The sequence below is a fragment of the Fluctibacter halophilus genome (assembly GCF_020687825.1).
Classification (GTDB): Bacteria; Pseudomonadota; Gammaproteobacteria; order Enterobacterales; family Alteromonadaceae; genus Fluctibacter; species Fluctibacter halophilus.
Map to the genome: position 1 here is coordinate 186,293 of NZ_JAJEWP010000004.1, position 26,954 is coordinate 213,246.

24 protein-coding genes are annotated in these 26,954 nt (G+C 52.4%); 18 read left to right on the plus strand and 6 right to left on the minus strand.

All coding sequences use genetic code 11. The features are described from left to right. The first annotated feature begins 76 nt into the window (after positions 1–76). The 9 genes from pilM (at position 77) to LJ739_RS14090 (ending at position 8,979) form a co-directional block, all read left to right on the plus strand. Complete coding sequence (pilM, locus tag LJ739_RS14050) at positions 77–1,144, plus strand: type IV pilus assembly protein PilM (RefSeq protein ID WP_229161463.1); 1,068 nt, start codon at positions 77–79, stop codon at positions 1,142–1,144. Further along, entirely contained in the window at positions 1,132–1,716 is a 585-nt protein-coding gene (locus tag LJ739_RS14055; protein ID WP_229161465.1) for a PilN domain-containing protein, read from the plus strand. Before pilM ends, LJ739_RS14055 begins: the two co-directional genes overlap by 13 nt. Then, the gene (locus tag LJ739_RS14060; RefSeq protein WP_229161469.1) at positions 1,713–2,327 is read left to right on the plus strand and encodes a type IV pilus inner membrane component PilO; all 615 of its coding nucleotides are present in this window, start codon (positions 1,713–1,715) and stop codon (positions 2,325–2,327) included. Before LJ739_RS14055 ends, LJ739_RS14060 begins: the two co-directional genes overlap by 4 nt. After that, the gene (locus tag LJ739_RS14065) at positions 2,327–2,866 is read left to right on the plus strand and encodes a pilus assembly protein PilP (protein WP_229161471.1); all 540 of its coding nucleotides are present in this window, start codon (positions 2,327–2,329) and stop codon (positions 2,864–2,866) included. The genes LJ739_RS14060 and LJ739_RS14065 overlap by 1 nt, the downstream gene beginning before the upstream one ends. Continuing rightward, on the plus strand, positions 2,859–4,613 hold the full coding sequence (locus LJ739_RS14070; protein WP_229161472.1) for a type IV pilus secretin PilQ: 1,755 nt from the start codon (positions 2,859–2,861) through the stop codon (positions 4,611–4,613). Before LJ739_RS14065 ends, LJ739_RS14070 begins: the two co-directional genes overlap by 8 nt. 204 nt (positions 4,614–4,817) lie before the next feature. After that, positions 4,818–5,333 (plus strand): shikimate kinase AroK, encoded by a 516-nt coding sequence (gene aroK, locus LJ739_RS14075; RefSeq protein ID WP_229161474.1) that lies wholly within the window; start codon positions 4,818–4,820, stop codon positions 5,331–5,333. Between the two features lie 23 nt (positions 5,334–5,356). Next, positions 5,357–6,424 (plus strand): 3-dehydroquinate synthase, encoded by a 1,068-nt coding sequence (gene aroB / locus LJ739_RS14080; RefSeq protein ID WP_229161476.1) that lies wholly within the window; start codon positions 5,357–5,359, stop codon positions 6,422–6,424. A 10-nt stretch (positions 6,425–6,434) separates the two neighbouring features. Next, complete coding sequence (locus LJ739_RS14085; protein ID WP_229161478.1) at positions 6,435–8,012, plus strand: SPOR domain-containing protein; 1,578 nt, start codon at positions 6,435–6,437, stop codon at positions 8,010–8,012. Positions 8,013–8,109: 97 nt separating this feature from the next. Next, the gene (locus tag LJ739_RS14090) at positions 8,110–8,979 is read left to right on the plus strand and encodes a Dam family site-specific DNA-(adenine-N6)-methyltransferase (protein WP_229161482.1); all 870 of its coding nucleotides are present in this window, start codon (positions 8,110–8,112) and stop codon (positions 8,977–8,979) included. Here the strand turns inward: LJ739_RS14090 and LJ739_RS14095 are convergent. The 3 genes from LJ739_RS14095 to LJ739_RS14105 all read right to left on the minus strand — a co-directional run bounded on the left by LJ739_RS14095 (position 8,976) and on the right by LJ739_RS14105 (position 10,341). Next, the gene (locus tag LJ739_RS14095) at positions 8,976–9,155 is read right to left on the minus strand and encodes a DUF2970 domain-containing protein (protein ID WP_229161484.1); all 180 of its coding nucleotides are present in this window, start codon (positions 9,153–9,155) and stop codon (positions 8,976–8,978) included. The genes LJ739_RS14090 and LJ739_RS14095 overlap by 4 nt on opposite strands. A gap of 14 nt (positions 9,156–9,169) precedes the next feature. Next, positions 9,170–9,490: a hypothetical protein gene (locus tag LJ739_RS14100; RefSeq protein WP_229161487.1), complete on the minus strand. Its 321-nt coding sequence runs from the start codon at positions 9,488–9,490 to the stop codon at positions 9,170–9,172. Positions 9,491–9,660: 170 nt separating this feature from the next. Further along, the gene (locus tag LJ739_RS14105; RefSeq protein ID WP_229161491.1) at positions 9,661–10,341 is read right to left on the minus strand and encodes a TorF family putative porin; all 681 of its coding nucleotides are present in this window, start codon (positions 10,339–10,341) and stop codon (positions 9,661–9,663) included. A 332-nt stretch (positions 10,342–10,673) separates the two neighbouring features. Here LJ739_RS14105 and rpe point away from each other — a divergent pair, with 332 nt between their 5' ends. From rpe to LJ739_RS14145, 8 genes are all read left to right on the plus strand, one after another. Then, the gene (gene rpe / locus LJ739_RS14110; RefSeq protein ID WP_229161493.1) at positions 10,674–11,363 is read left to right on the plus strand and encodes a ribulose-phosphate 3-epimerase; all 690 of its coding nucleotides are present in this window, start codon (positions 10,674–10,676) and stop codon (positions 11,361–11,363) included. Positions 11,364–11,393: 30 nt separating this feature from the next. Further along, complete coding sequence (trpS, locus tag LJ739_RS14115; RefSeq protein WP_229161496.1) at positions 11,394–12,401, plus strand: tryptophan--tRNA ligase; 1,008 nt, start codon at positions 11,394–11,396, stop codon at positions 12,399–12,401. Between the two features lie 34 nt (positions 12,402–12,435). After that, complete coding sequence (locus LJ739_RS14120; protein WP_229161499.1) at positions 12,436–13,017, plus strand: anthranilate synthase component II; 582 nt, start codon at positions 12,436–12,438, stop codon at positions 13,015–13,017. Positions 13,018–13,129: 112 nt separating this feature from the next. Then, positions 13,130–14,293 (plus strand): HDOD domain-containing protein, encoded by a 1,164-nt coding sequence (locus LJ739_RS14125; protein ID WP_229161501.1) that lies wholly within the window; start codon positions 13,130–13,132, stop codon positions 14,291–14,293. A gap of 383 nt (positions 14,294–14,676) precedes the next feature. Beyond that, entirely contained in the window at positions 14,677–15,882 is a 1,206-nt protein-coding gene (locus tag LJ739_RS14130) for an aspartate aminotransferase family protein (RefSeq protein WP_229161503.1), read from the plus strand. A gap of 30 nt (positions 15,883–15,912) precedes the next feature. Continuing rightward, on the plus strand, positions 15,913–16,947 hold the full coding sequence (gene astA, locus LJ739_RS14135; protein WP_229161505.1) for an arginine N-succinyltransferase: 1,035 nt from the start codon (positions 15,913–15,915) through the stop codon (positions 16,945–16,947). 14 nt (positions 16,948–16,961) lie between these two features. Beyond that, positions 16,962–18,437: a succinylglutamate-semialdehyde dehydrogenase gene (astD, locus tag LJ739_RS14140; protein WP_229161507.1), complete on the plus strand. Its 1,476-nt coding sequence runs from the start codon at positions 16,962–16,964 to the stop codon at positions 18,435–18,437. Between the two features lie 126 nt (positions 18,438–18,563). Further along, positions 18,564–19,373 carry a DUF1338 domain-containing protein gene (locus LJ739_RS14145; RefSeq protein WP_229161509.1) on the plus strand — a complete coding sequence of 270 codons (810 nt, stop codon included), beginning with the start codon at positions 18,564–18,566 and terminating at the stop codon, positions 19,371–19,373. A 78-nt stretch (positions 19,374–19,451) separates the two neighbouring features. On the opposite strand, the gene parC is transcribed toward LJ739_RS14145, so the two are convergent. Together parC and LJ739_RS14155 are read right to left on the minus strand one after the other, a co-directional pair. Continuing rightward, positions 19,452–21,749, minus strand: a complete 2,298-nt coding sequence (gene parC / locus LJ739_RS14150; protein WP_229161511.1) for a DNA topoisomerase IV subunit A — start codon at positions 21,747–21,749, stop codon at positions 19,452–19,454. 85 nt (positions 21,750–21,834) lie between these two features. Then, positions 21,835–22,965, minus strand: a complete 1,131-nt coding sequence (locus LJ739_RS14155) for a PQQ-dependent sugar dehydrogenase (protein ID WP_229161513.1) — start codon at positions 22,963–22,965, stop codon at positions 21,835–21,837. Positions 22,966–23,146: 181 nt separating this feature from the next. Between LJ739_RS14155 and LJ739_RS14160 the strand changes: the two genes are divergently transcribed. Next, complete coding sequence (locus LJ739_RS14160; RefSeq protein ID WP_229161515.1) at positions 23,147–26,287, plus strand: hybrid sensor histidine kinase/response regulator; 3,141 nt, start codon at positions 23,147–23,149, stop codon at positions 26,285–26,287. Here the strand turns inward: LJ739_RS14160 and LJ739_RS14165 are convergent. After that, positions 26,232–26,921, minus strand: coding sequence for a DUF2982 domain-containing protein (locus tag LJ739_RS14165; RefSeq protein ID WP_229161517.1), 690 nt, complete (start codon positions 26,919–26,921; stop codon positions 26,232–26,234). The two genes, LJ739_RS14160 and LJ739_RS14165, sit on opposite strands and share 56 nt — an antisense overlap. Between the last annotated feature and the right edge of the window lie 33 nt (positions 26,922–26,954).

Sequence of the window (26,954 nt, forward strand, 5' to 3'; positions counted from 1 at the left end):
TTATTAGAACCATACAACCGAAAATTTTACGTAATAATGGGTCATCGGAAATGATACCCAAGGTTTGGATGCTAGCGTGTTAAACAACTTGTTTAGAAAAAAGCACCCGCCATTGATCGGGCTTGATATCGGCACTCGCTTTGTCAAAGCGGTGTTGCTTGATACAGACGGCGATCAGTACAAGCTGGTGCAATTTGCTGTCGAGCCCATCGCGGGCAACGCCTTTTCTGACCGGGAAATCAAAGATTTTGACCCGGTGAACAATGCGTTACGCAAAGTGAAGATCGCGTTGAAATCGAAAGTAAAAGACGTCGCTGTGGCCGTTTCGGGCTCCTCGGTGATCAACAAGATCGTGTACATGGATCCGGATCAATCCGACTTCGAGCTCGAGGGACAAATCGAGATCGAAGCAGACAGCCTGATCCCCTACCCCCTTGAAGAAGTGTATCTGGACTTTGAAGAACTGGGTGAGAGCAAAACCCATGTGGGCAAAGTTGACGTCTTACTCAGTGCTGCTCACCGCGACCTGATCGACAGCCGCATTACCCTGCTCAGAGAAGTCCAGTACGAACCGAAAGTCATGGACGTTGAAACCTACGCGCTGGGCAATGCGTTGGGGCATTTTGGCGACGTCGCTGAAGAAGGGAATACCGTGCTGGTATCCATCGGGGCGGCACAACTGCAAGTGTGCGTGTTGCGCGGTGGCCGGGTGCTGTACAGCAAAGAGCACGGTTTCGGCGTCAACAGCCTGATCCAGGACCTGAGTTTGGTCCACACCCTCGAGCCGCAGGAAACCGAACGTCAGCTATTGAATGACGAATTACCCGGTAGCTGGCGTGAAAACACCTATCCGATTTTTCTGTCAAACCTACAGAACAACATTGCCCGAGCCATGCAGGCATATATCAGTACAACACATGCAGAGCGCCCCACGGTGATCCACCTGTGTGGCGGTGGTGCAGCCATCCCCGGTATTGATAAAGACCTTGAGTCTGAATTGGCGGTGGAAGTGAAACTGTTTAACCCGTTTGAAAACATGAAGGTGAGTGACAAGGTTGCCCCTGAGCTGTTGGCACAACACGCACCTCAATTGGCAATTGCGGCGGGGTTAGCGAGCAGGAGTTTTAGTCCATGGCACATATAAACCTGATGCCGTGGCGGGAAAGCCTGCGGCAGAAACAGAAACAACAATACCTGACCATCCTGGTTGGCATTGCGCTGGTTGTTTTCGCGCTGGTGTATTTCATCGGCTCGGTGGTCGACAACCTGATTGGCAACCAGAACCTGCGCAATCAGTATATGGAACAACAGATTGCGCTGCTGGATAATCAAATTGCCCAGATCCGCGACATTAAAGACAGCAAGCAGGCCATTGAGCAACGTATGGCGCTGATCGAACAATTGCAAACCAGCCGCAATGTCGCTCCGATCATTCTGGATGAGTTGGCCAACATTGTCCCACCCGGCATCTCGTTCCGCAGCATGTCTCGCAGTGGCAACAGCCTGCTGATCATGGGTGTTAGCGAATCCAACAACCGTTTGTCCGACTTCATGCGCAATGTTGAGAATTCTGACGTGTTTATCAACGGTGAGTTGTCGTCGATTGTTGCCGATACCTCAGCCAGCAACGCAGTCAGCGAATTCAAATTGACATTCAGCATCAGTCCCCAGGTCGCTCCCGACTTCTCAACTGCTGAGAAGGACACCAAAAAATGAAATTTGACATTAATAAACTCAAAGAAGTGAACGAGCTGGATTTCGAACAACTGGCTATCTGGCCGTTCGAAGTCAAGTTTGTAGTCGCGCTGGTGATTGCCATTCTGGTTGGCATTGGTTCCTACTATGGGATCGTCAGCAGCAAGCTGCCGGTACTGGAACGCGCCGAGGCCAAAGAAGTTGAGCTAAAGCAGACCTATGAAGCGAAATACCGCATTGCCGTTAATCTGCAAGCCTACAAAGAACAGTTGGCGCGCATTGAGCAAGACTTTTCATCGATGCTGAAGTCTTTGCCAACCAGCAATGAAACGCCCGGTTTGCTGGACGACATCACCTTTGTCGGTACCACGGCAGGACTGTCGTTTAAATTGTTGAACTGGCAAAACGAGATCCCTAAAGAGTTCTACACAGAGCTGCCCATTCAGATGGAAGTGTCCGGGAACTACCATGAATTTGGTGAGTTTGTCTCCAACATTGCCAGTTTGCCACGGATCGTGACGTTGCATGATTTTGACATCAAGCGCGAAGGCGATGACCTGAAACTGCAGCTACAGGCCAAGACATACCGCTCTTCTGTGGCTGAGCAAAAACAACAGGCAGGAGGCAAATGATGAAAAACCGTTTGTTACTTCTGGCCGCAATGACACTGGCGGGATGTCAGGTTGAAACCCAGGATTTGGAGCAACACATTGCCACTGTGAAACAAAACACACAGATCAGCATTGAGCCTTACCCGGAGTTCACCACACAACCCCCCTTCACCTATGGTGCAGCAACCAAACGCAGTCCGTTTCAGCGTCCTAAGGGCTCTGCAGCCAAAGCGTTGGTTAAAAACGAGCGGGTTAATTGCCTGCAACCAGATTTCGACCGGGCCAAGCAACCGCTGGAACGTTACGGTTTGGACGCCTTGAGCGTGACCGGCATGTTTACCAGTCAGGGAAAACAGTGGGCCCTGTTTCAAGCCAATGATGGTTCATTATACAAAGCAACTGCAGGAGATTTTGTCGGTTTGTTCTTTGGTAAAATCACTTCAATCAGCAATGGAACTGTGGCGATCACAGAAATGCTGCCAGACGGCGCTGGCTGTTGGCAAACCAAGGAGGCAACTTTGACAATGGCTTCACAGGCAGGAGAGAGTGACAATGTCTGAGCGATTCATTTTTAATAAGCGGTTAAACCGCAACAATAACCGCCTGTGGTATGTATTGGCTTTGCTTATCGCTACGGTACTGTCCTTTAAATCACTGGCTCAGCAGGATCAACCCGTGCTGGTGGACGCCGAACCAATGGTGCAGAGTGCTTACTCATCAACCTTGAACGACCTGGCCTTTACCCGTTCTACCAACGACAGTGCCAAGGTCATGCTGACCTTTGACAATGCCGACTATCAGATGCAAATCAGTCAGCGTGAAGGCCTGTTGATTGTTCACCTGCCCGCCGTTGCATTAGGTGAAGAGCAACTGTTCTCACTGGATGTCAGCCAATTCGGTGCGGTTGTCAGTCACGTCGAGACGTTTGAGGAAGATGATGGCAGCGCGGTACATCTGCGCGTGGAAGGTCCGGTAACCTTTGAGCATCAGCGCAACGGCGAACAGTTGGCTGTGACGGTCAGCGAGCGTACGGTGGAAGAACAAACCACTGAAAGCGAATTTACCGGTGCGCCGATTTCTCTGGACTTCCAGGACGTGCCTGTACGTCAGGTGTTGCAAATCATCGCCCAGGTCAACGGCTTCAACCTAGTGACCACTGATACCGTTACTGGAAATGTGACGATCAGCCTGTCTGGTGTTCCTTGGGACCAGGCGCTGAATATGATTCTGAAAATCAAAGGCTTAGATAAGCGCATGGAAGGCAACATCCTGCTTATCGCGCCGGCTGAAGAGCTGACGGCTCGGGAAACACAGCAACTGCAATCCAAACAGCAAGTGGCAGAACTGGCACCTTTGGTATCGGCTAACGTGCAAATCAACTATGCCAAAGCGACCGAGATGGCAGCCATTCTGAAATCCGCTGAAGGCAGTATTCTGAGCTCCAGAGGGTCGGTCACGGTTGATGAACGTACCAACACCCTGCTGATCCGGGATACCCAAAGCTCGGTTGATGAAGCGCGCGCCATGATCAAGGTGCTGGACATCCCCATCAAGCAGGTACTGATTGAAAGCCGTATGGTAACTGTCCGTGATAATGTCGATGAACAACTGGGCGTTCGTTGGGGCTTCAGTGACCAACAAGACAGCGACGGTATTTCCGGTTCACTGGAAGGCGCAGATGCGATCGCTGGCGGTGTTATCCCGACATTGGATCAACGTCTGAATGTCAACCTACCGGTCAACAACCCCGCTGGCCGCATCGGTATTCAGGTCGCCCGTCTGGTGGATGGCACCATTCTGGATCTGGAACTGTCTGCACTGGAAGCTGAAAACAAAGGTGAAATCATCGCCAGCCCACGTATCACTGTGGCTAACCAGCGCGAGGCCTATATTGAGCAAGGTACCGAAATTCCTTACGTTCAGGCAACCTCTTCCGGTGCAACATCCGTGTCGTTCAAGAAGGCCGTATTGAGCCTGAAAGTGACTCCACACATTACCCCGGATAACCGTATCATTCTGGATCTCGTGGTAACCCAGGACACCCGTGGTGAGACCGTGTCCACGTCCACCGGACCTGCTGTTGCCATCGACACCCAGGAGATCAGTACCCAGGTACTGGTGGAGAACGGTGAAACCATCGTTCTGGGCGGTATTTTCCAGCAAACCAGTGCTGACGATGTTGCCAAAGTGCCACTGCTGGGTGATTTACCGGTGGTCGGTAACCTGTTCAAAAACACCCAACGGGTGAATGAGAAACGGGAACTGCTGATTTTCGTTACCCCGAAAATCATGACCAACAATCTATAATCCTACCTCCAGATGCCCGGTAAACCGGGCATCTGTCACTTTTTTACAATTAGTTTACGCGGCTACGCGCTTAAAACTTGCAAAATTTGTCACTTAACTGAGATAATCGCGCTCTCGAAATTTCAACGAGGTTCGATTCATTTATTTTTCGGGTAGTAGGCTCACCTTTAATACTGCCCCTTCAACAGTTGTGAAAGAAGCGAAATGGCTGAAAAACGTAATATCTTTCTTGTTGGCCCAATGGGAGCTGGCAAAAGCACAATAGGTAGACACCTCGCAGACGAACTTCACCTCGATTTTTTTGATTCAGACCAGGAAATTGAACGCCGTACCGGTGCCGATATTGCCTGGATCTTCGATCTTGAGGGTGAAGATGGATTCCGGAATCGTGAAGAGGCCGTGATCAATGAGCTGACCGATAAACAGGGCATCGTACTGGCGACAGGCGGTGGTTCTGTAGTCAACAAAGCGGTACGCAACCGCCTGTCAGCCCGTGGCATTGTTGTCTATCTGCAGACCACGATTGACAAACAAGTCGCACGTACTCAGCGCGATAAACGCCGTCCGTTATTACAAAACGACAATCCGGAAGGCGTACTGCGTGAATTGGCAGAACAGCGTAATCCACTGTATGAAGAAGTGGCAGATTACGTGGTCGATACCGACGATCAAAGTGCTCGTGCGGTGGCCAATCAGATCATCGAAAAAATCGGCTTATAACCCACCAAGAAGGAACTGCGCTCATGTCTACGTTACACGTCGAATTGGCAGAGCGCAGCTATCCTATCACCATCGGCAGCGGTGTTCTGCAAACGCCTGAGGAAGTTGCTCAGTACATTGCTGGCAACGCCATCATTGTAACCAATGAAACCCTCGCCGAACGTTACGCTGCACCGTTGCAACAATTATTGCCTGACCGCATCATCGACATGATTGTCATCCCTGACGGTGAGCAATACAAAAACCTCGATACCTTCAACACCGTGATTACCCGGTTGCTGGAGCATAAGGCCGCCAGAGACACGACCCTGGTCGCTGTTGGTGGCGGTGTGGTTGGTGATTTAACCGGTTTCGTCGCGGCCTGCTATCAGCGAGGCATGCCGTTTATCCAGGTGCCGACGACCTTGTTGTCTCAGGTTGACTCTTCCGTGGGTGGTAAAACGGCGGTCAATCATCCCAAAGGCAAGAACATGATCGGCGCGTTCTACCAACCCAAAGCCGTGCTCATCGATACTGATACGTTGAGTACCCTGCCAGCAAGGGAATTCGCGGCGGGTATGGCCGAAGTGATTAAGTACGGCATTATTTACGACGCTGACTTTTTTACCTGGTTGGAAAACAACGTTGACGGACTAAAAGCCTTACACAAAGAGACGCTGCAGTATGCCATCCAACGCTGTTGTGCCATCAAAGCGGAGATAGTTGCCCAGGATGAACGTGAGTCCGGTCTACGCGCGTTGCTCAACCTTGGACACACTTTCGGCCATGCGATTGAAGCGGAACAAGGCTATGGGAATTGGTTGCACGGCGAAGCAGTGTCAGCAGGCATGGTAATTGCTTGTGAGGTAGCTAGACATAAACAATGGCTCTCAGCGTCAGATTGTCGTCGTGTCGAAGCATTGCTCAAAGCGTTTGATTTGCCGATCAACGCCCCAAAAAATATGGGCTATGATGCCTTCATGCGACACATGGTCCATGACAAGAAAGTTGCCAAAGGCACTGTGCGGTTTGTTATTCCTACCCGTATCGGCGCCGCCAAGGTAACCAGCGACGTGGACCAATCCATACTCGAGAGCGTACTCGAACAGTGAGACGGTTACCGTGGCAACTTCGGAACTACAACATCGACTGGAACATCTGCTGACCTATTCTTCGCAGCTGATGTTTATCAGTGGCGAAAGCATTGGTGAACAACAACGTTCATTGCAATCTTTCCTGTCCTGTCAAACTGAACAAACCGAAATTGCCTACCTCACCGCACGTGCAGACATGTCCCCTACCGCCTACCGCCAACATCTGTGCGGACAGTTGCTCGGACAGGACAAAGGGCTGTTTAATCGCCCACTCAACGAATTGCTCGCACCATTAAACACCGTCGAAGGTCCGGTGATCATCTGCATTACCCAGGCGGAACATCTGAGTGCACCGTTTTTACAAGAGCTGTGGGAATTGGTGTTGCAAAGTCGCTTTGCCGGCAATCGCCAGCACCTGAATGTATTATTGTTTGCAAAACCCGCATGGGCCAAGCAAGCCAAAGACTGGTTGCCTGCCAAAAACCGTGAAAAACCGCTGCTGATCAGTTCAGAGCGCTTTATGTCACAGCTCGACGACAGTACCCCGTTGGAAAAGCTCCTCGCCGAGCGGCGTGACAAATTCGCCCGACGGCTGGCACATCGGGACGCACAGGCATCAGCAGATAACAATATGCCGTCCCCTACATTACAGCGCTGGTGGTTCCGCCTGGCCATTGGTCTGGCCTTTGTCTCGACCTTCGCGGCCATTTTGTTGTGGCAGTACTCTGATCGCCTGACGGTATTCAGCGAAGACAGCCAGAAAGCCACCTTTGAATTAAATGCGACTGACGCCACGACACAACCCCCAAGCGCAGACTTAGCAGCAACACAACCAAACATCGACAATGTGTCCGAAGCACAGCCTGACACTATGGATGTTTCAGTGCAGACTTCCGCCACCGAGACGCTACCCGCACCTGCCGATGAACCGCCGGCGGTGTCTGAACAGCGCCCTGTCGCCAGCTGGGATGAAGCGCTGGCCCTGACCTCATCGACGACCCAACAAGACAGCGCCAGCGAATCCCCGGACCAGCAGCCAGACATGTCGCGTCAGGGGCCAAGGGATAGCTTGACTGATAACGCCGTATCCGTCAGCGATGAGCCGGTCGACATGCAAGGTGCGGTGGATAATGATTACCCGGTCGAAGACGTTGTCAGCATCAGTCAATTGCCGCCTCGAGAAGTCCCGCAAACCGAGGTAAGCGAGGTGGCAGAGGCGGCAGCCGTGCCGATCGAACAAACGCCTGAGGAGCGACAACCACCGGCGCGACAAAATACCCCGGAACCTGCACTGGCGCTGAATCAACAGCCATTGCTGTCGCTGCAACCTGGTGAACGTGTCATCCAGCTCGCCGGGCTGGCTGACGGTCAGTTGTTGCAAGACTACTTGCGTGATAACAACCTGAATGAGGTCACCTGGCAATACCAGACTGTACGTAACAATGCGCCCTGGTTTGTGGTGGTCTGGCACCAGGGATTTGCAACGACCCAGGCGGCGCAGCAAGCCATTGCGAGTTTGCCTGCAGCGCTGCAGCGTGGTGAGCCGTTCATAAAATCCGCCGCACAAGTGCAACAAGAGATTGACCGGGCAACGCAGGCACAGTAATTTGGTGTCATGACTTGGTTAAACCGCGAAGGGCAGTTACAATCGTGGTTTTTGCCCGTCGCCTGTAATTAGCACGCCCCGGATCGTTGTTGCACATATGAAAAAGAATAAGCATCGCGCCTTTCTTAAATGGGCTGGTGGAAAGTACGGTTTGATCGAAGACATACAACGGCATTTGCCGGAAGGTGATGTTTTAATTGAACCCTTTGTGGGTGCCGGTTCAGTGTTCCTCAATACCGACTATCCCCACTATGTCCTCAACGACATCAATCCCGACCTGATTGCCTTGTACGGCATACTCAAGACTCAGGCTGACGCGTACATTGCAGACGCAAAAACGTTGTTTACCGCGGCCAACAACGATCCCGATGTGTATTACTCGCTACGTCAGGAATTCAATGACAGTCAGGACCCTTACCAGCGTTCACTGCTGTTCCTGTACCTCAACCGACACGGCTACAACGGCTTGTGCCGGTATAATTTGTCGGGCAAATTCAACGTTCCGTTCGGACGCTACAAGGCACCGTACTTCCCTCAGCAGGAACTGTATCGCTTTGCCGAAAAAGCCCAGCGCGCTACATTTACCTGCGAACCGTACGCAAATACCTTCAAAAAGGCGCAACGGGATCATGTGATGTATTGTGATCCACCGTATGCGCCAATCAGCAAAACGGCCTATTTCACCCAGTATGCCGGCAACGGTTTCAGTCTTGACGATCAGGCAAACCTCGCAGACCTGGCACACAAAGCCATGCGTGAAAAAGGGGTATGCGTGTTGATCAGCAATCATGACACCGTGGACACACGGGCCTATTATCGGCACGCCCAATTGACCACTTTGCAGGTCAAACGCACCATCAGTCAGAAAGGTAAAGGACGTAAGAAAGTGGGTGAATTATTGGCGTTGTACAGTCCGGTTGCGGACATGGCAACAGCGGACAAAGAAACCGCAGGAATGACGCTCTAAGTCACAGAGCGAACAATCAGCACCAGCGTTAACACAAAAACAGCCACGAAAATCACGCCGACGATCAGGAACGGTAAAAAAGACGACTGTTGAAAGTCATGGGAATAGTTTTGTTGCGACTGTACGCCAAAGGCACTGGCCAGCACACTTTTCACAACCCGCCACCAATGACCCACTTCAGCGGCTCCGATCAGTTACCGGTAGAAGGCTGAGAAGGCGTAGGAGTGGCCTGATCGTCAGAGCTACGGGTCAATAACTCTAATAAGTCAAGATAGTGGAACTGGTAGTTCGACGCCCGACCGGACATCCAGGATACCCAGCTGACTTCTTCTGAGGCAGCAAGGGCGCATCGGTTGGCCGGATGACTGGCAGGTAACCGGTTATCGTAAGATACCGAACCATCGCATCCACAACGGGCACTGGCATCCAGACCAGATACCTGAAAAACCAACGCTGCAGACAGCACGCCCGCGCACGCTGCTGAGCTGATGTATTTAAACGTCCTGTTCATACCATTCATCGCTCTGTTTGAAACAATGGGAAACATTATACCGAAGTACGAAATTTCAACAACTGGCATTTGTCCTGAATATTGACCGACTTATCGACACAAAAAAACCGCCACATCATTGATGCAGCGGTTTTGATAATTTGACGTTGTTCACTGCTTAACAGTGTTGATTAGAAGGTAGTACCCCAGCTAACCACGAACTTGGTGTCATCATTGCCTGACTCTTCGTCGGCTTTTGACAGGCTCAATGTGAAGTCACCTTTGCTCAGGTCGATCTGGAAATGGCCATAATCAACGTCACCTACCACCGCTTCATCTACGTCAAAGTTGTAGTAGCCATAGGTCAGTCCGAGGCTGTACTCCTCTGGCAAATCAAAACCATAACTCACGCTGTAGTACAGATCGCCTTTGCCAAAGGGCAGGTCGTCGTCAACCTGGCTGTTCGCCGTATAGGCAATCCCGAATCCAAACCCGGCATAACTGCCGTTGAAATAAATTTCACCAAAGTTGGAGTCTTCAAAACCGCTGGAAGGATACGCGTAATACACGTAGCCAACGTCATAACCAAAGTCACCTGACTCACCGGCATAACCCAGGTAGTAGTCATTCTCGGTACCTGAGCCATCCCCCCAGTTAATGCTACCAATCCAGGTGCCAGCATAGAAACCACTTTCATGAGAGTAATCAATGCCACCGGAAACCGACGGATCATCGTTGCTTTGGGTGACGCCACGCCACAGGTAGTTGCTGGTAACCCCAATATTGGCTTCAACAGCGGCCAAGACGGTTTGGCTGAAAGACAGTGCGCCTAACAATGCCACGGCAACGCTGGCTTGTTTGAACTTAGTCATGTGTGTTCTCCGGTTATTTGTATGTATTTCAGTATGTTGTAATCGTTTTTGTTCTGTCGCTTATTATTTTTCTGATCGATAGAACGCAAGAGTGATGCCGCAAGGTACAGACACCACATAAAAAACAACAAGTGAGTATAACCAACTGTATTTAATAAAATTTTTCACAACGACTCCGTCACCAGAAACGGACGGCTATGATCAAGATAGACCAAAAATGCACCATATTGGAGCGAAAGCCCCAATTTAGGGCGATGTATTGACCACTGCGCGCTTTTTACCCGCGCTAAAATTCGGTACATTATGAGGCTTAACAGCCTCCAGGAGATACCATGCAACCCTTTCTCATCGCACCGTCCATTTTATCCGCCGATTTCGCGCGCCTGGGTGAAGAAGTAGACAACGTACTCAAGGCGGGTGCCGATGTGGTGCATTTTGATGTCATGGACAATCACTATGTACCCAACCTGACCTTCGGTCCGATGATTTGTGAGGCGTTGCGGAATCACGGCGTGACTGCTGATATCGACGTACATCTGATGGTCAGCCCGGTGGATAGCATGATTGAAGCCTTTGCTAAGGCAGGCGCCAGTTACATCAGCTTTCACCCGGAGGCCAGCCAACATGTCGATCGAAGTTTACAACTGATCAAGCAAGCCGGCTGCAAAGCAGGTCTGGTGCTTAACCCCGCCACACCGCTTCATTATCTTGATCATGTCATGGACACTCTGGACCACATTCTGGTAATGTCCGTCAACCCGGGATTTGGCGGGCAAGCCTTTATTCCTCATACGCTCGACAAGCTTCGCCAGGTTAAGGCCCGGATCAACGACAGCGGCCGGGCAATCCGTTTGGAAATTGACGGTGGCGTAAAAGTCGATAATATTCGCGCCATCGCAGAAGCCGGCGCGGACATGTTTGTGGCCGGTTCAGCCATTTTTGGTCAGGACAATTACGCCGACGTGATCCAAGCCATGCGTGATGAGCTTGCCAGCGCACAGTTGCCCTCCACCGACCTTTGATTAACACAGCCAACAGATAAGATACGCATCATGAACAACAAACCTATCGTGCTGAGCGGATGCCAGCCTTCCGGACAATTGACCCTTGGAAATTACATGGGGGCATTACGTCAATGGGTGAATATGCAACAAGACCATGATTGCCTGTACATGTTGGTTGATTTGCATGCTATCACCGTGCGTCAGGATCCGAAGGCGTTATATGAAGCCTGCCTCGACGGGTTAGCCTTGTATGTGGCCTGTGGCATTGATCCCGAGCAGAGCACCATTTTCATTCAGTCACACGTGCCAGAACACGCCCAGCTGGCGTGGATCATGAACTGTTACACCCAGATGGGTGAGCTAAACCGCATGACCCAGTTCAAAGACAAATCGGCCAAGAATGTCACCAACATCAACGTTGGCTTGTACTCCTACCCGGCGCTACAGGCAGCAGATATTCTGTTGTATCAGGCCAACAAAGTGCCCGTGGGTGAAGATCAGAAACAGCACCTGGAATTAACCCGTGACATTGCAACCCGGTTCAATAATTTGTACGGCGATGTGTTCACTCTGCCCGACCCCTACATCCCGGAGTTCGGTGCACGCATCATGAGCCTTCAGGAACCTGACAAGAAAATGTCCAAGTCGGACACCAACCCGAACAACTTCGTCGGGCTGTTGGAAGAGCCAAAGAAGGTGGCCAAAAAGATCAAACGGGCGGTAACCGATTCCGATGAACAGGCGCGTATCTATTTTAATCCGCAGGAAAAACCCGGTGTATCTAACCTGCTGACTCTGCTCAGTTGTGCAACCGGCAAAACGGTTGAGCAATTGGTGCCGGAATATGAAGACAAGATGTACGGACACCTGAAGACCGATGTTGCCGATGCGGTTGTTGCCTTGCTGGAGCCGATCCAGCAACGCTACCATGCGCTTCGCAGTGACCGCGCCGCGCTGGATATGATCATGCGTGATGGCGCAGAAAAGGCCAGTGAGCGGGCGGCAAAAACCTTGGCCAACGCTTATCAAGCAGTGGGCTTTATTCCAAAGCCCTGATGCACAGCACCCGGCATAGCAACAACACACAGACATGTTACTGCTGATCGACAATTACGATTCGTTCACCCACAACCTGTCGCGCTACTTTCAGGAGTTGGGTGAACAGGTCGTGGTGGTGCGCAACGATGAACTCGACTGCCGGGACATCGCGCGTATGGCACCGAAACGTCTGGTGTTTTCGCCCGGTCCGGGTAACCCCGATCAAGCCGGCGTCACACTGGCAGCGATTGAAACCTTTGCCGGACAGATCCCGATGTTGGGGGTGTGTCTGGGCCATCAGGCCATCGGACAGGTATTCGGCGCTGACGTGGTACAGGCTCAGAACATTAAGCACGGTAAAACATCCAACGTGCTGCATGATGGCAGTCAGTTGTTTGAGGGGGTGCCCAGTCCATTTGTCGCCACCCGCTACCATTCCCTGCTACTGGACAATCGCTCGGTGTCGGCGGACTTCGCGGTAACCGCTTGGTGTGAGGAGGAGGGCAGTCTGGAAATCATGGCCATCGAGCATCAACGTCTGCCAATCATGGGCGTACAATTTCATCCGGAGTCGGTGCTGACCGTCTGTGGCCATCAGATACTGGCAAATTTTTTGGCCGCCAGCGCCGAATAATCCGACAACCACACAATAATACGTCGAAATATTGGCACTGCCCCTGTTCACAGCAGCAAGTTGCGGTAACATAGGCCAAGATTATAACAATAATGTGCGCAGACAGACCTGCATGACAGATTCTTACACTATTCAACAGCGCGTGGAACAACGCTGCAATATTCTACTGACCGGTCTGGGCAATGTTCAGAAAGTGCTCGGTGTGGATGTCGAAGGCGTGCTTCGCAAAGAAGACTCAGAGCAGTTTGACGCCCGTCGCCAACTGTTACGGGTAGAAAAGCAGGCAATCCGCGACAAAGAACTGAACGAGAAATCCGAACAGAGTTACGTGGACAGCATCCGCGATATGGTGCATGAGAATTTGCTCGAGCAATTCAAAGAACGCCTGCAAGACAAAGACACCATCTTCTACAAAATCCTCGGTTACGATGACGGCCTGACCGCACTCCTTGATGCCCTTACCGTACGAGCCAGTTCCATATCCAAGATAGAACCACTGGCCGCGGAAGTCCCTTGGCTGTACGACGATTTAATCAAGATGATCAACCAGCCTAAATACCGCAAAACCGACGCCCGCGGAAAAGTGGTGACGGTCGAGAGCCTGCGCGTTGCCCTTAGCTTTCTGGGCATGGAAAACCTCAAGCTGGTGGTCCCGGCGATGGCATTTAGGCGTTGGATCCCACAAATCACCGATCCGTATCCTGACATTAAATCCCGTTTGTGGGAATGTGCACTGGCCACCGCATTGTCATGCCGTAAGATTGCTGAACACAGCAAAGTTGATCCCGGACAGGCCTTTACGCTGGGATTGTTTCATGAACTGGGTAAGCTGGTGGTCACCCGGTTGTATTTTCGTCTGTTCGATGAAGTTCAGCGTGCCGCGCTGATCGAAGCACACAATGACCGCAAGCGTGAAGAACACACGGCGCTGACTAAAATCGAGCCCAGCGCCGACTACCTGATTTTCCTGCTTGAATCTTTTGCCGCACAAATCAGCGCAGAACTGATCACGCGGATGGGCTTCAAGCGGCTGTTTATCGCCACCGCGATTCACGAGTACGCCGAGCGTAAACCGCTAGCCCAATGCTCGCCGATGGCCAGAGTGCTGCATCAGGGCATCGCATATGCCCGCTATCGCATCCTCAAAGGTCACAAGCTGATCACCATGGACGAAGCCAAAGAATACCTGCGCGAAGTGGCCATGCCCTCCGGTGCACTCAGTGCATTAAAGGCCACCGATCTGCGCAGTCTGAACCTGACGTTCGATGAAAATTGACCCGTTTTCGTGACAGATAGTCTCCCTGCGCGCAATTTTTTTTCACATATTCATGCAGGCCCAGCGTGCTAAACAGGCATTCGCCAACAACACCGCTGGTCGCCGCATAGCACCGACTGTTTCTGCATTCACCGGTTTAGCCACCGGATAGTTATTCACTTATCCTGCAACTTTACTTGAAGCCCTTTAAATTCAAGGGTTAGCGCTGTTTAAACTGAAGACAAATCATCCAATTTCTGGAATAATGTCCGGCCAAATTTGAGCAGAATCCGTTCCTCTGGCTCCTCAGTTCGCAGCCCCAGACGGTGATAATACACCGCTACAGGCCGCCTCTGTACCCTACAATGCCGGCGGAACCGTACATCCAAAGTGAGGTATCTAACATGCAAGTCACTCGCGAAATGTTTAATGAAGTCATGGCCCCTAACTATAACCCTGCCGGTTTTATTCCGGTGCGCGGTCAGGGCTCTCGTGTCTGGGACCAGAACGGCGATGAATATATCGATTTCGCCGGTGGTATCGCTGTAAACGTACTGGGTCACTGCCACCCTGAGTTGGTCGCCGCATTGAAAGAGCAAGGTGAAAAACTGTGGCACCTGAGTAACGTATTTACCAACGAACCTGCCCTGCGTCTGGCCAAAAAGCTGACCGATGCGACCTTCGCTGAGCGCGTGTACTTTGCCAACTCTGGTGCAGAAGCGAACGAAGCGGCCCTGAAACTGGCCCGCCGTTATGCGCTGGATAACTTTGGTGAGCAAAAAGACCAAATCATTTCCTTCAAACAAGGCTTCCATGGTCGTACTTTCTTTACGGTTACTGTGGGCGGACAAGCCGCTTACTCTGACGGTTTCGGCCCTAAGCCGGGTGCCGTTGAGCACGTGGATTACAACGATCTTGACGCCCTCAAAGCGATCATTTCTGACCGTACCTGTGCTGTCATGATGGAGCCATTGCAAGGCGAAGGCGGCATCATCAGCCCGACCGACGAATTCGTAAAAGGTGTTCGCGCCCTGTGTGATCAACACAACGCACTGCTGATTTTCGACGAAGTGCAATCCGGTGTTGGCCGTACAGGTGAACTGTATGCGTACATGGGCCTTGGCGTGACCCCTGATATCCTGACCACGGCAAAAGCGCTGGGCGGTGGTTTCCCGATTGGTGCCATGCTGACCACAGCAAAAATTGCTGAAAGCCTGAAAGTCGGTACTCACGGCTCTACTTACGGCGGTAACCCGTTAGCCTGTGCCGTTGCAGAACGCGCACTGGATATCGTTAATACCCGTGAGGTGTTGGACGATGTTAAACGCAAAGAGCAAGTGTTCCGTGACGGTTTTGCTGCCATCAATGACAAGTATCATGTCTTCGAAGAAGTTCGTGGCAAAGGCTTGCTGCTGGGTGGTGCATTGAACAAAGACTATCAGGGCCGTGCCCGTGAATTCCTGGTTGCTGCAACCGAACAGAAGCTGATGTGTCTGGTAGCCGGCGCCAATGTTGTCCGTTTTGCCCCAGCACTGAACATCAGTGATGAAGATATCAAAGAAGGCCTGGCCCGCTTTGAACGCGCTGTTGAGCGTGTGGTAAACGGCTAATTTGCAGCCCCTGACAGAGAGTAAGCGAGTATGAAAATCATTCGCCCAATCCGACACAGTGATTATGCTTCGCTGCACAACGTCGCGGTTGAGTCCGGCATTGGCTTCACGTCATTGCCGGTCAATGAAACCCTGTTGCGTAGCAAAATAGCGCGAGCAGAAGATTCGTTCCGCCAGGCCATCGAAAAGCCCGGCAACCAGAGCTACTTGTTTGTGATGGAAGATCTGGAAACCGGTGACGTCGTCGGCACCAGTGGTATCGAAGCCACCGTCGGTATGGACGATGCCTTTTATCACTATCATTGCGGAAAAGTGGTGCACTTTTCCCGCGAGCTGAATGTCCACAACACCGTGGACATTCTGACCCTGTGTAACGATTACACCGGCGTGTCCGAAATTTGCACCCTGTTTTTGCGTGAATCCGCTCGCGAAGGCCTGAACGGCAAGCTGTTATCCAAGTTCCGCTTCCTGTTCATGGCTGAGCACCCGGAGCGTTTCTCAGACACTGTCATTGCAGAAATGCGCGGCGTCAGTGACGACAAGGGTGAGTCACCGTTCTGGCAATGGCTGGAAGAGCACTTCTTTTCCATGGACTTCCCTACCGCGGATTATCTGACCGGCATTGGCAACAAGGTGTTCATCGCTGAGCTGATGCCAAAATACCCCATCTATGTGAGTTTGCTGAGTAAGGAAGCACAAGCCGTCATCGGCCAGGTGCACGACAAAACCAAACCTGCCCTGCAATTGCTAGAGCAGGAAGGCTTTAGCTGCCGTGGTTATGTGGATATTTTTGACGGTGGCCCAACGGTGGAAGCGAACCTGCAACACATTCGCACCGCCCAGGCCAGTGAACGATTGCCGGTTAAGATCAATGATGCCAAGGCTGGAGAAGGTAAGAAGCACTATGTCATCAATACACAAATTGAAGGTTTCCGCGCACTGGCAACCACATTAGCAGTCGACGAACAGCAGCAATGCGTCTATTTAAGCGCAGCGGCAGCCGAAGGGCTGAATGTTGTCGACGGTGAGCCGGTTCGATTCGCACCGGCCAAACTTCGCTGTTAACGGAGAGGTTTATTTTGACTACACAAGCACATTTTATCGGCGGTCAATGGATCGCAGGCCAGGGCCACGACATCACGTCTGTTGACCCGGCTAAAAACCTGCCTATCTGGTCGGCCAAATCTGCCAGCCCAGAGCAAGTCGACGCGGCAGTCAATGCCGCACGCGACGCCTTTGTGGCGTGGAGCGATATGGGCTTTGAAGCACGTTTGGCGATTGTTAAACGCTTCGCCGAGCTGCTGGAAGAAAACAAGCCCGCGCTAACCAAAGTGATTGCTCAGGAAACCGGTAAACCCGAATGGGAAACCGCCACAGAAGTGGCTGCGATGATCGGTAAAGTGGCGATTTCCGAACGGGCCTATCATGAGCGTACCGGTACGGTTGAAAACCCCATGCCTGTGGGCAAAGCCTTTATTCGCCATAAAGCCCACGGCGTTGTCGCGGTATTTGGCCCATACAACTTCCCGGGGCATCTGCCCAATGGTCACATCGTTCCCGCCCTGCTGGCAGGTAACACCGTGATTTTCAAACCCAGCGATCTGACCCCACTGGTAGCACACAAAACCGTTGAGCTATGGGAACAGGCAGGTCTGCCAGCGGGCGTACTGAACCTGGTCCAGGGTGAAGTGGAAACCGGCAAAGCATTGGCCCAACATAACGGCCTCGATGGCTTGTTCTTCACCGGCAGCTCGCGCACCGGTAAATTATTGCATGAACAATTCGCCGGTCACCCAGGTAAGATCCTGGCGCTGGAAATGGGTGGCAATAACCCGCTGATCGTACGGGAAGTGAGCGACATTGACGCCACGGTCCACGATATCGTTCAGTCTGCTTTTGTCACGTCGGGGCAACGTTGTACCTGTGCCCGCCGTCTGTTTTTGCCCGCCACTGAGCAGGGCGATGCAATCCTGGCGCGCTTGCTGGATGTCACCCGCCGTATTCGCGTTGGCGAGTATGACGCAGATCCGCAACCGTTCATGGGTGCAATGATTTCAGCCCATGCTGCGCGTATGATGGTCAATGCCCAGCAACAGTTGGTCGAGTTGGGTGCTGAAGCATTGATCACGCTGCAACAGCCGGATGCCGACAAAGGTTTTGTGACGCCCGGCATTCTGGATGTGACCGGGATCATCGAACGCATGCCCGACGAAGAACATTTCGGTCCGCTGCTGAAAGTGGTTCGCTACAGCGACTTTGATGCTGCCATCAAAGAAGCCAACAACACCAGCTTTGGCCTGTCAGCCGGCCTGTTGGCCGACAGCGAAGCGGATTACCAGTACTTCTTCAAACGCATCCGTGCCGGTATCGTTAACTGGAACCGTCCCATCACAGGCGCCAGCAGTGCAGCGCCGTTTGGTGGTATTGGTGACAGTGGCAACCACCGCGCCAGTGCATATTATGCTGCTGACTACTGTGCCTACCCTGTCGCATCAGTAGAACTGGATGCCAGTGAGATGCCCGGTAGCCTGAACCCCGGCCTGGACTTTTCCTAGGCCGTAAACATTACCTGCCAGCTTGCGGGCTGGCAGGCATGTATAATAGTTGTTCTTTTTTTGCGCAATTCCGATATAATGCGCGCCGAATTTTTCCCAAGTTCCCTACATGCATTGAGAGGTCGCATGCACACTAATATCGAAACCCTGTTTGCCAATTTGTGGCAAGACTACCTGGCGATCACCCCTTCTGCGAAAAAAGTCCATGATTTGCTGGGCGGTGAAAACGGTACTGCTGAACTGATCAATGATCACGTTGCGTTCCGTACATTTAACATCGACAAAATCAACCTCGACAAACTGGCTGCGCACTTCCTGTCGCTCGGTTATGAAGAGAAAGGACAGTACACCTTCGAGCAGAAGAAGCTCAAAGCCAAGCACTTCGAACACGCTGATACCACTAAACCCAAAGTGTTCATCAGTGAATTGCTGGTCGAAGAATTTTCTGAGGAAGTGCAGGCTATCATTCACAAAATGGTTGCCAACATCGCCGAGGACGCTGCTACTCACAGTGACTTCCTGTACTCTGGTACCCACTGGCAGGTGACGTCAGAAGAATATGAAACCCTGCTGGAAGCGTCTGAATACGCGGCGTGGATGTCGGCATGGGGCTTCCGTGCCAACCACTTCACCGTCAGTGTTAATCATCTGGAGCATTACCAGGTATTGGCCGACGTCAATGCCAAGCTGAAAGATGCCGGTTTTGTATTGAACACTTCCGGTGGCGAAATCAAAGGTGGCTCAGAAGTTCACCTGGCGCAATCTTCCACCATGGCTGACAAGATTGAAGTGCAGTTTGCAGACACCAAGAAGCAAATCCCAAGCTGCTTCTATGAGTTTGCCCAACGCTTCCAGTTGCCTGATGGCGAATTGTACCAAGGCTTTGTTGCTGCTTCCGCAGACAAGATTTTCGAAAGCACCAACGCCAAAGGTTAAGCGATACACCGCTGAACACGATCAAAAAAGCCGGCTTAATAGCCGGCTTTTTTAATCCCTTGAGAAATCACTACCCGATTACTGTTCGCTGTCCTGGCTCTCTTCAGCGACCGCATCGGGTTGCGCAGTGACCACTTCGACACTGTCTACCCGCTGCAGTCCCCGGGGCAGTTTATTCCCGCGCCGACCGCGCTCACCTTGATAGTGTTGTAAGTCAGCGGCACTGAGGGTCATACTGCGTTTGCCTGCCATGACTTTAACATCGGCGCCTTCCGGCACCACCGCAATGACTTTGACATACTCTTCCCGACTCTTGGCCTTGGCACCGGGTATGTTGATGATCTTGTTGCCTTTACCTTTACCGAGACTGGGCAGATCACGCAACGGGAACAACAGCATGCGCCCCTCATTGGAAATCGCCATACACCAGTCGTTTTGCAAATCGTTGACCGGTACTGGTTTCAGCACTTTTGCGGCGGTCGGCAATGACAAATAGGCCTTACCCGCTTTGTTCTTACTGATCATATCGGCGAACGTCCCAACGAACCCATAACCCGCATCTGAGGTCACCAGGAAGCGTTGATCATCCTTGCCCATGATCACATGCTGGAATAGTTCGCCGCCCACGATGTTAAAGCGACCTGTCAGGGGTTCACCCTGACTGCGGGCAGAAGGCAAACTGTGCGCATCACAGGAAAACGCGCGGCCGGAGCTGTCCATGAACACCACTGGCTGGTTACTGCGTCCTTTACCACTGTCCAGATACGCGTCACCGGCTTTATAGCTGAGTCCCGGCGCATCGACATCATGTCCCTTGGCACATCGGGCCCAACCTTTTTCGGACAGAACAACGGTTACGGCTTCTGAAGGCACCAGTTCTTTTTCTGACAACGCTTTTGCTTCACTGCGCTCCACCAGCGGCGAACGCCGGTCGTCACCGTATTTTTCAGCATCCGACAGAATTTCTTTTTTGATCAGGGTTTTCAGACGACGGTCTGAACCGAGTAAGGCCTGTAATTCATCACGCTCAGCAGATAGCTCGTCCTGCTCACCGCGGATCTTCATCTCTTCGAGCTTGGCTAAGTGACGTAACTTCAGTTCCAGGATCGCCTCGGCCTGCTTATCCGACAGTCCGAAACGACGCATGAGTTCCTGCTTAGGCTCATCTTCGTGCCGGATGATGTGGATCACTTCGTCGATATTCAGAAAAGCAATCATCAGACCTTCGAGGATGTGCAAACGGGCCAGCACTTTTTCGAGGCGATGAGATAAACGGCGTACAACGGTGTCTTTGCGGAAGCGCAGCCACTCCGTCAGGATGCTACGCAGATCTTTTACCTGCGGGCGACCATCCAGGCCAATCATATTGATATTGACCCGGTAGTTTTTCTCCAGATCGGTGGTGGCGAACAAGTGTTGCATCAGTTGTTCCACATCCACCCGGTTGGAGCGGGGCGTGATCACCAGGCGGGTGGGGTTTTCATGATCTGATTCGTCGCGCAAATCGCTGACCATCGGTAGCTTTTTGCTTTGCATTTGTGCCGCAATTTGCTCCAACACCTTGGCACCAGAGGCCTGATGTGGCAGCGCGGTGATCACAACCTCACCACCTTCTTCACTGTACAAGGCGCGCATTTTGATGCTACCACGACCGGTTTCATACAATTTCTGAATGTCTTCCCGCGGGGTAATGATTTCCGCTTCGGTAGGATAATCAGGGCCCTGTACGTGGACCAGTAGATCGCTCAGTTCAGCTTTGCTGTTGTCCAGCAACGTGGCACATGCCTGTGCCAACTCCCGGGCGTTATGGGGCGGGATGTCGGTCGCCATCCCCACGGCAATACCCGTGACGCCATTGAGCAGGATATGCGGCAATCGTGCAGGCAGCACTTTAGGCTCCTGCAAGGTTCCGTCAAAGTTTGGCTGCCAATCTACGGTACCCTGACCCAGCTCATTGAGCAGCACTTCACTGAACCGTGACAAGCGCGCTTCGGTGTAACGCATGGCGGCGAAGGATTTCGGATCATCCGGCGCGCCCCAGTTGCCCTGCCCATCCACCAGCGGATAGCGATAAGAAAACGGCTGTGCCATCAGTACCATGGCTTCGTAACACGCAGAGTCGCCGTGGGGGTGAAACTTACCTAACACGTCACCCACCGTACGGGCCGACTTCTTGTACTTTGCGTTAGCGCTCAGGCCCAGGTCTGACATGGCATAAACGATTCGCCGCTGCACAGGTTTCAGGCCATCGCCAATGTGTGGCAAGGCACGATCCATGATCACATACATGGAATAATTGAGGTAGGCGTCCTCGGTGAAGCGGCGGAGGGGAAGCTGTTCCACCCCGTCGGAAGAAATACTGATATCGTCGCTCATAGTCGTATCACTGCTACTGCTTTATTGTGGTTGTTGTCAGCATAGGTGTGCCCCGCATTACCGGGGCGCCTGGAGTCTTTCAATGTCAGCCGTTGTCGGCTGGTTTTGTGTAGCTTATCCGATAAATCACGTCGGCGAAATCATCGGACAATAAAACACTGCCATCAGGCATTGCCAGGAACGCCACGGGACGCCCCCATACCGTATCATCACTGTTCAGCCACCCTTCAACAAAGGGTGTGTAGTCGGTGACCTGCCCTTGTTCAATGTGCGCCATCATCACCCGATAGCCGACTTTGCTGCTGCGGTTCCAGGAACCATGTTCTGCCACCAGCAGACGTTGCCCGCTGCTCTCGGGAAATTGACTACCGGTGTAGAAATGGATCCCCAACGGCGCAACATGAGCACCGAGGTTGTGCGCCGGTTGTACGTAATCCTCGGCCTTTTTCCCCTCGCCAAACTCCGGATCGGCAATGGTGCCACCATGAAAATAGGGATAACCAAAGTGCTGGTTTGGCGCGCTGACATGGTTGATTTCACAGGGTGGCAAATCATCCCCCATCCAATCGCGACCGTTGTCGCTGAACCACAAATTGCCCGTTTCAGGATGCCAATCAAAACCGACGCTGTTGCGCACGCCACGGGCAACCCATTCTGGCTTGGGATCTTTCAGATCAAAACGCAGGATTGACGCATACAACGGATTGTCAAACTCCTTGCCGCCATTGGTTTCACAAATATTGCATGGCGCCCCTACCGGAACATACAGGTGTCCGTCAGGACCGAAATCGATGTACTTCCAACCGTGATGTTTGTCGGTGGGTAAGCCACTGATCGCCACCTCGGCTTCGGCACCGTCGAGGTGCTCAGCGATGTCCTTGTAGCGCAATACCTGACTGACTTCGGCAACGAACAGGTCACCGTCTCTGTACGCCAGACCGGAAGGCATGTTTAATCCCTTGGCAATCACCGTTACCGACTCTGCCTGACCGTCACCGTCCTTGTCTTGTACAGCGTGCAACAGACCGGCGTCTCGACTGCCAACATACACCGTTCCATCGTCTCCCAATGCCATTTGACGAGCATTGGTTACACCCTGTGCATAAATACTGATGCTATAGCCCTGGGGTAATGTGAGTGTTTCGAGCGGTAGTTTGGCGTCAACAGCCGTGGCAGTCAGTGCCATTACCATTGAACCGATCAACTTGGTTGTCATGTTTGTTCACCTGTTATGTGATGACGTGTTCGGATATCGGTCATTACTGTACCCCAATCAGGGGGTTTATGCATCGAAATGCCCCACAATTGCCCACCCACACTGCCTGCAACATTGCCAGAGCGCATCCTGCAGTGGTTTAATGGCGTATCGGACAGCATAACGGAAGGAATGATCGGCAATGAGAGGTTGGATTTGGGCAATCATGTGTCTGTTCGTGTCCGCAATGGCGAATGCGCAGCAGTCGCTGCAACTGATCAGTACCCAAACCACCGTGCGTCTGAATCCCCACTTCCAGTTATTGTTTGAAGACCAGCGCCCTCTCACGCTGGATGACGTACTGCAACGGCGCAATGAATTTCGTTGGTTGATCAACACCAACCCCAATTACGGCTTTCAGGAACAGGGCATCTGGTTATATGCCCGACTGAGCAACGTGACCGATACTCAAGACTGGGTCATCGACCTGACCTTTCCCCAATTGGACAAAGTGGATATTTACGTCCTTGAGGAAGGTCGATTGCTCAAGCACAGTGCACTGGGCAAGCAACGCCCATCCAATCACTACCGCACGCCAACCATGCCTGTCACTCTGCCCTACGCGACGCCATTGGAAGTGTTTGTTCGCATAGAGAGCCATTCCAGCAGTCTGATCGCCCCCATCGACATTCAGAGCGCTTCCCAGCACGTTAAATACACCAGCCTCGATAACCTGCTGTGGGGGGTCTTCTACGGTGGCTTGCTGATATTGGCGATCTACAATTTTGTGCTGTATTTCGCCAATCGTGAACTCAGTCTGCTGGCCTACGTCGGCTATATTTTCACTGTGCTGATTTGGCAATTTTCCTGGGGTGGGCATGCCCATGTGTTACTGCCCAAAGGGGTCATTGACTGGTTAAGCATGCACATGGACCTTATTTTTGTGCTTATCGGTCTGGGGTCGGGGGTGTTTACCATCACCTTCCTCGACGCCCGCCACACCGCGCCCAAATCCTTCCGGGTGATGCAGCTGTGCCTGGGGTTACTGGTAGTTTCAGGCCTACTGTCATTGCTGGGCGCACTGCCACCGCTGGTGCAAAACGGGATCGTTTACGTGATCGGCATGATCGCCATTACCAGCTACCTGGTGGCTGGGTTTGAAAGTTACTTTAACCACTTCCATGCCGCTCGATACTTCATTTTTGCCTGGAGCATTCTCGCCTGTGTGGCATTGATCGGGTTACTGAGTCTGGTCAATGTATTCCCGTCCAACGCGTTTACCACCTATTGTTTTCAGGTTGGGGTATTTTTGGAGGCCGGACTATTTTCACTCGCGCTGATGGACAAAAACCGCAACCAGCTGGAGCGGGACATCCAAAACGCCACCAACGACCTGCGCAACAACATGGAATTCATCGAAGAGCAGAATGCCCGTCTGGATATCGCCCGTAAGGACGCGATTAAAGCAAGCCATGTAAAATCCCAGTTCCTGGCCAACATGAGCCACGAAATCAGAACGCCACTCAACGCCATTTTAGGGTTCAGTAAAGAGCTTGAAAACGTGTCATTACCCTATGACAAACAGGAACATGTGCGGATCATCAATAATGCCGCAGACAACCTGCTGTGTATTGTCAATGATGTGCTCGATGTGTCCAAAATCGAGGCAGGCAAACTGCAGATCAACAACCAGCCCTTCTCTCCTAACCATCTGTTAGAGGACATGGTGGGGATCATGGCCAAGTCTGCCCATCAGAAAAAGCTCGAATTTGTGTACGACTGGCAACCGTTGCCTGAAAAACTGATCGGGGATGTTACCCGCATCAAACAGATCCTGAACAACCTGTTGAGCAATGCACTGAAATTCACCCCCGACGGCCAGATCACCTTACGTGTCAGTGGTCGCGAACAAGCACACGGCTTGTTTACCCTGCAACTCAAAGTCGAGGACAGCGGGATTGGGATCAGTCAGCAAGACCGCAAGAAGTTGTTCAGCGCCTTCTCCCAGGTTGACGACCAGCTGTCTCGCTCCTACCAGGGCACTGGCTTGGGATTGGTGATTTGTCAGCAACTGGTACGCCTGATGGGCGGTAAAATCACCTTGTCCAGTGAACCAGGGCAAGGCAGCTGTTTTGACGTCACCATCAGTACCACCTTGTTGAACAAAAAATGTCAGTTTTGCGATCACCCCGACTGGAAAGGGACCCGTGTACTGGTGGTTGACCCCAATCCACTGACCGGTGAATGCAGTGTCAACCTGCTGACCCACATGGGCGCAAACGTCAGATTGCTGAGCAATCTGGCCGAATGTGATGGTGAGCAGCAGTACGATGTGCTGATTGCCACAATGCCGCAGTCCCATATTGAGGATCGGGATACCCTGGCAACGGCTCTGACCGAATGCAGTGCAGCTCATCGTTTTGTGCTTTATTCCGGCAGCAACCCTTTGCAACAGCGCCCGCAGTTGGCGGAGCATGTCGATGCCACGCTGAGTATGCCGCTGACGCCTCTCAAGCTCGATACCTTGCTGAACAGCCCGACTGAAAGCGCACAAAGTCGCATTGAGAGTCAAATCCAAAACCTGCCCGCAGTCAACGTTCTGGCGGTCGACGACATGGAAATGAATCTGCGGCTATTGGAAACCTGGCTGAAGCCGTCACCGATCAATCTGACCCTGGCCTACTCTGGCGAAGACGCGGTGAAGCTGTGTCAGCAGCACCCTTACGATCTGATTCTGATGGATGTCCAAATGCCGAACATCGATGGTCTCCAGGCCACCCAACTGATACGGCAAACCAAACATAATCTGGGCACTCCGATCATTGCCGTCACTGCCCATGCGTTCAAGGAAGAACAAAGTCGGCTGATGTCATCGGGGATGGATGACTACCTGCCCAAACCGATTGACCTGTCGCAACTGATTGAATTGCTGGCGCGCTGGTGTCAGCAGGAAGAGCATCAACCGCTGTCGCTACCCAGCCTGGACTGGGCGTTGGCATTGAAACGAGCGAATCAGCACGTCGATGCGGCACGGGACTTATTGCAGGAGTTCGCCGACCAGTTGCCGGACGCCATTACCGAAATAGAGACCCATTGGCGCGAGCGTCACTATCAGCCGTTACAGGACGCAATCCACAAGCTTCATGGGGTGTGCTGCTACACCGGCGTGCCCAAGCTACAAAGCCTGTGTAACGAGATCGAAGGCATGCTCAAGAGTCAGCAATACGACGGCCTGACGACCCGTCTTCCCGGCTTGGTGTTAGAGGCGGAACTGGTGCAATCGGCGATCATTCGCCATCTGGCTCAGGCGGATCAAGACGCACCTGATCGTGGCATTGCCTGAGCAGAGCGACAAACGACGGCGTGTCACGATCCAGCGCACTGGCAGAGATAAACACATCATAGCCCCACCGCTCTCTGAACCGCTTCATTCGGTGTGCAAACATGGCCTGAATACCGGTCAGCCATTCGCCGCTGGCCAGTTTGAAACGATCCGGCTCCAACAAATTCTCGGAATAGCATTGCCCACTATCACAGCCTTCACCACCGAGTAACAACGGGCGCTGTTCCTGCAATAAATGATTTGCCAGCCGTGGGGATAAGGTTGCTATAAAAGCGCCATAGTCGGAAATTTTAATCCCTACCACATCCAACGCCTGCTGCTCCAGCCCCGAGGTTAACCGGGGAGAGTCTATGCGTTGAATGTGTTGCCAGGGCAAAAACCATTGCCCGACGCGGTGATGGAAACGCACCCCCTGCCGGGAAATAGCAAGACTGTGAACGGGTTCACGACACTTAAACCAGCCAATCAGCAGGGTGACCAATGCCGCGCTGCACAGGAAAATTCCGGCCAGAAACAAGGCCGAAGGCATCCAGGCAAGCCAGGCTGCTGACAATAACAGCCCTAGCCCGCCGATGATCAAGGTGGTCAGGCCGTTACGTTTGGCGTGGGCTTTTACCCAGATGGTATCGTCCATGTCAGCCCCACAACACAAAGTACAGGATCAGCA

What these genes read in the sequence shown, in the direction of transcription:
- LJ739_RS14105 (WP_229161491.1), bottom strand. Translation starts at nt 10,341, where the DNA reads ATGACTAAGTTCAAACAAGCCAGCGTTGCCGTGGCATTGTTAGGCGCA.
- LJ739_RS14090 (WP_229161482.1), top strand. Translation starts at nt 8,110, where the DNA reads ATGAAAAAGAATAAGCATCGCGCCTTTCTTAAATGGGCTGGTGGAAAG.
- LJ739_RS14065 (WP_229161471.1), top strand. Translation starts at nt 2,327, where the DNA reads ATGAAAAACCGTTTGTTACTTCTGGCCGCAATGACACTGGCGGGATGT.
- LJ739_RS14160 (WP_229161515.1), top strand. Translation starts at nt 23,147, where the DNA reads ATGAGAGGTTGGATTTGGGCAATCATGTGTCTGTTCGTGTCCGCAATG.
- LJ739_RS14120 (WP_229161499.1), top strand. Translation starts at nt 12,436, where the DNA reads ATGTTACTGCTGATCGACAATTACGATTCGTTCACCCACAACCTGTCG.
- LJ739_RS14055 (WP_229161465.1), top strand. Translation starts at nt 1,132, where the DNA reads ATGGCACATATAAACCTGATGCCGTGGCGGGAAAGCCTGCGGCAGAAA.
- astA (WP_229161505.1), top strand. Translation starts at nt 15,913, where the DNA reads ATGAAAATCATTCGCCCAATCCGACACAGTGATTATGCTTCGCTGCAC.
- LJ739_RS14165 (WP_229161517.1), bottom strand. Translation starts at nt 26,921, where the DNA reads ATGGACGATACCATCTGGGTAAAAGCCCACGCCAAACGTAACGGCCTG.
- LJ739_RS14155 (WP_229161513.1), bottom strand. Translation starts at nt 22,965, where the DNA reads ATGACAACCAAGTTGATCGGTTCAATGGTAATGGCACTGACTGCCACG.
- parC (WP_229161511.1), bottom strand. Translation starts at nt 21,749, where the DNA reads ATGAGCGACGATATCAGTATTTCTTCCGACGGGGTGGAACAGCTTCCC.
- LJ739_RS14130 (WP_229161503.1), top strand. Translation starts at nt 14,677, where the DNA reads ATGCAAGTCACTCGCGAAATGTTTAATGAAGTCATGGCCCCTAACTAT.
- aroB (WP_229161476.1), top strand. Translation starts at nt 5,357, where the DNA reads ATGTCTACGTTACACGTCGAATTGGCAGAGCGCAGCTATCCTATCACC.
- LJ739_RS14125 (WP_229161501.1), top strand. Translation starts at nt 13,130, where the DNA reads ATGACAGATTCTTACACTATTCAACAGCGCGTGGAACAACGCTGCAAT.
- LJ739_RS14145 (WP_229161509.1), top strand. Translation starts at nt 18,564, where the DNA reads ATGCACACTAATATCGAAACCCTGTTTGCCAATTTGTGGCAAGACTAC.
- LJ739_RS14100 (WP_229161487.1), bottom strand. Translation starts at nt 9,490, where the DNA reads ATGAACAGGACGTTTAAATACATCAGCTCAGCAGCGTGCGCGGGCGTG.
- trpS (WP_229161496.1), top strand. Translation starts at nt 11,394, where the DNA reads ATGAACAACAAACCTATCGTGCTGAGCGGATGCCAGCCTTCCGGACAA.
- aroK (WP_229161474.1), top strand. Translation starts at nt 4,818, where the DNA reads ATGGCTGAAAAACGTAATATCTTTCTTGTTGGCCCAATGGGAGCTGGC.
- rpe (WP_229161493.1), top strand. Translation starts at nt 10,674, where the DNA reads ATGCAACCCTTTCTCATCGCACCGTCCATTTTATCCGCCGATTTCGCG.
- LJ739_RS14070 (WP_229161472.1), top strand. Translation starts at nt 2,859, where the DNA reads ATGTCTGAGCGATTCATTTTTAATAAGCGGTTAAACCGCAACAATAAC.
- LJ739_RS14060 (WP_229161469.1), top strand. Translation starts at nt 1,713, where the DNA reads ATGAAATTTGACATTAATAAACTCAAAGAAGTGAACGAGCTGGATTTC.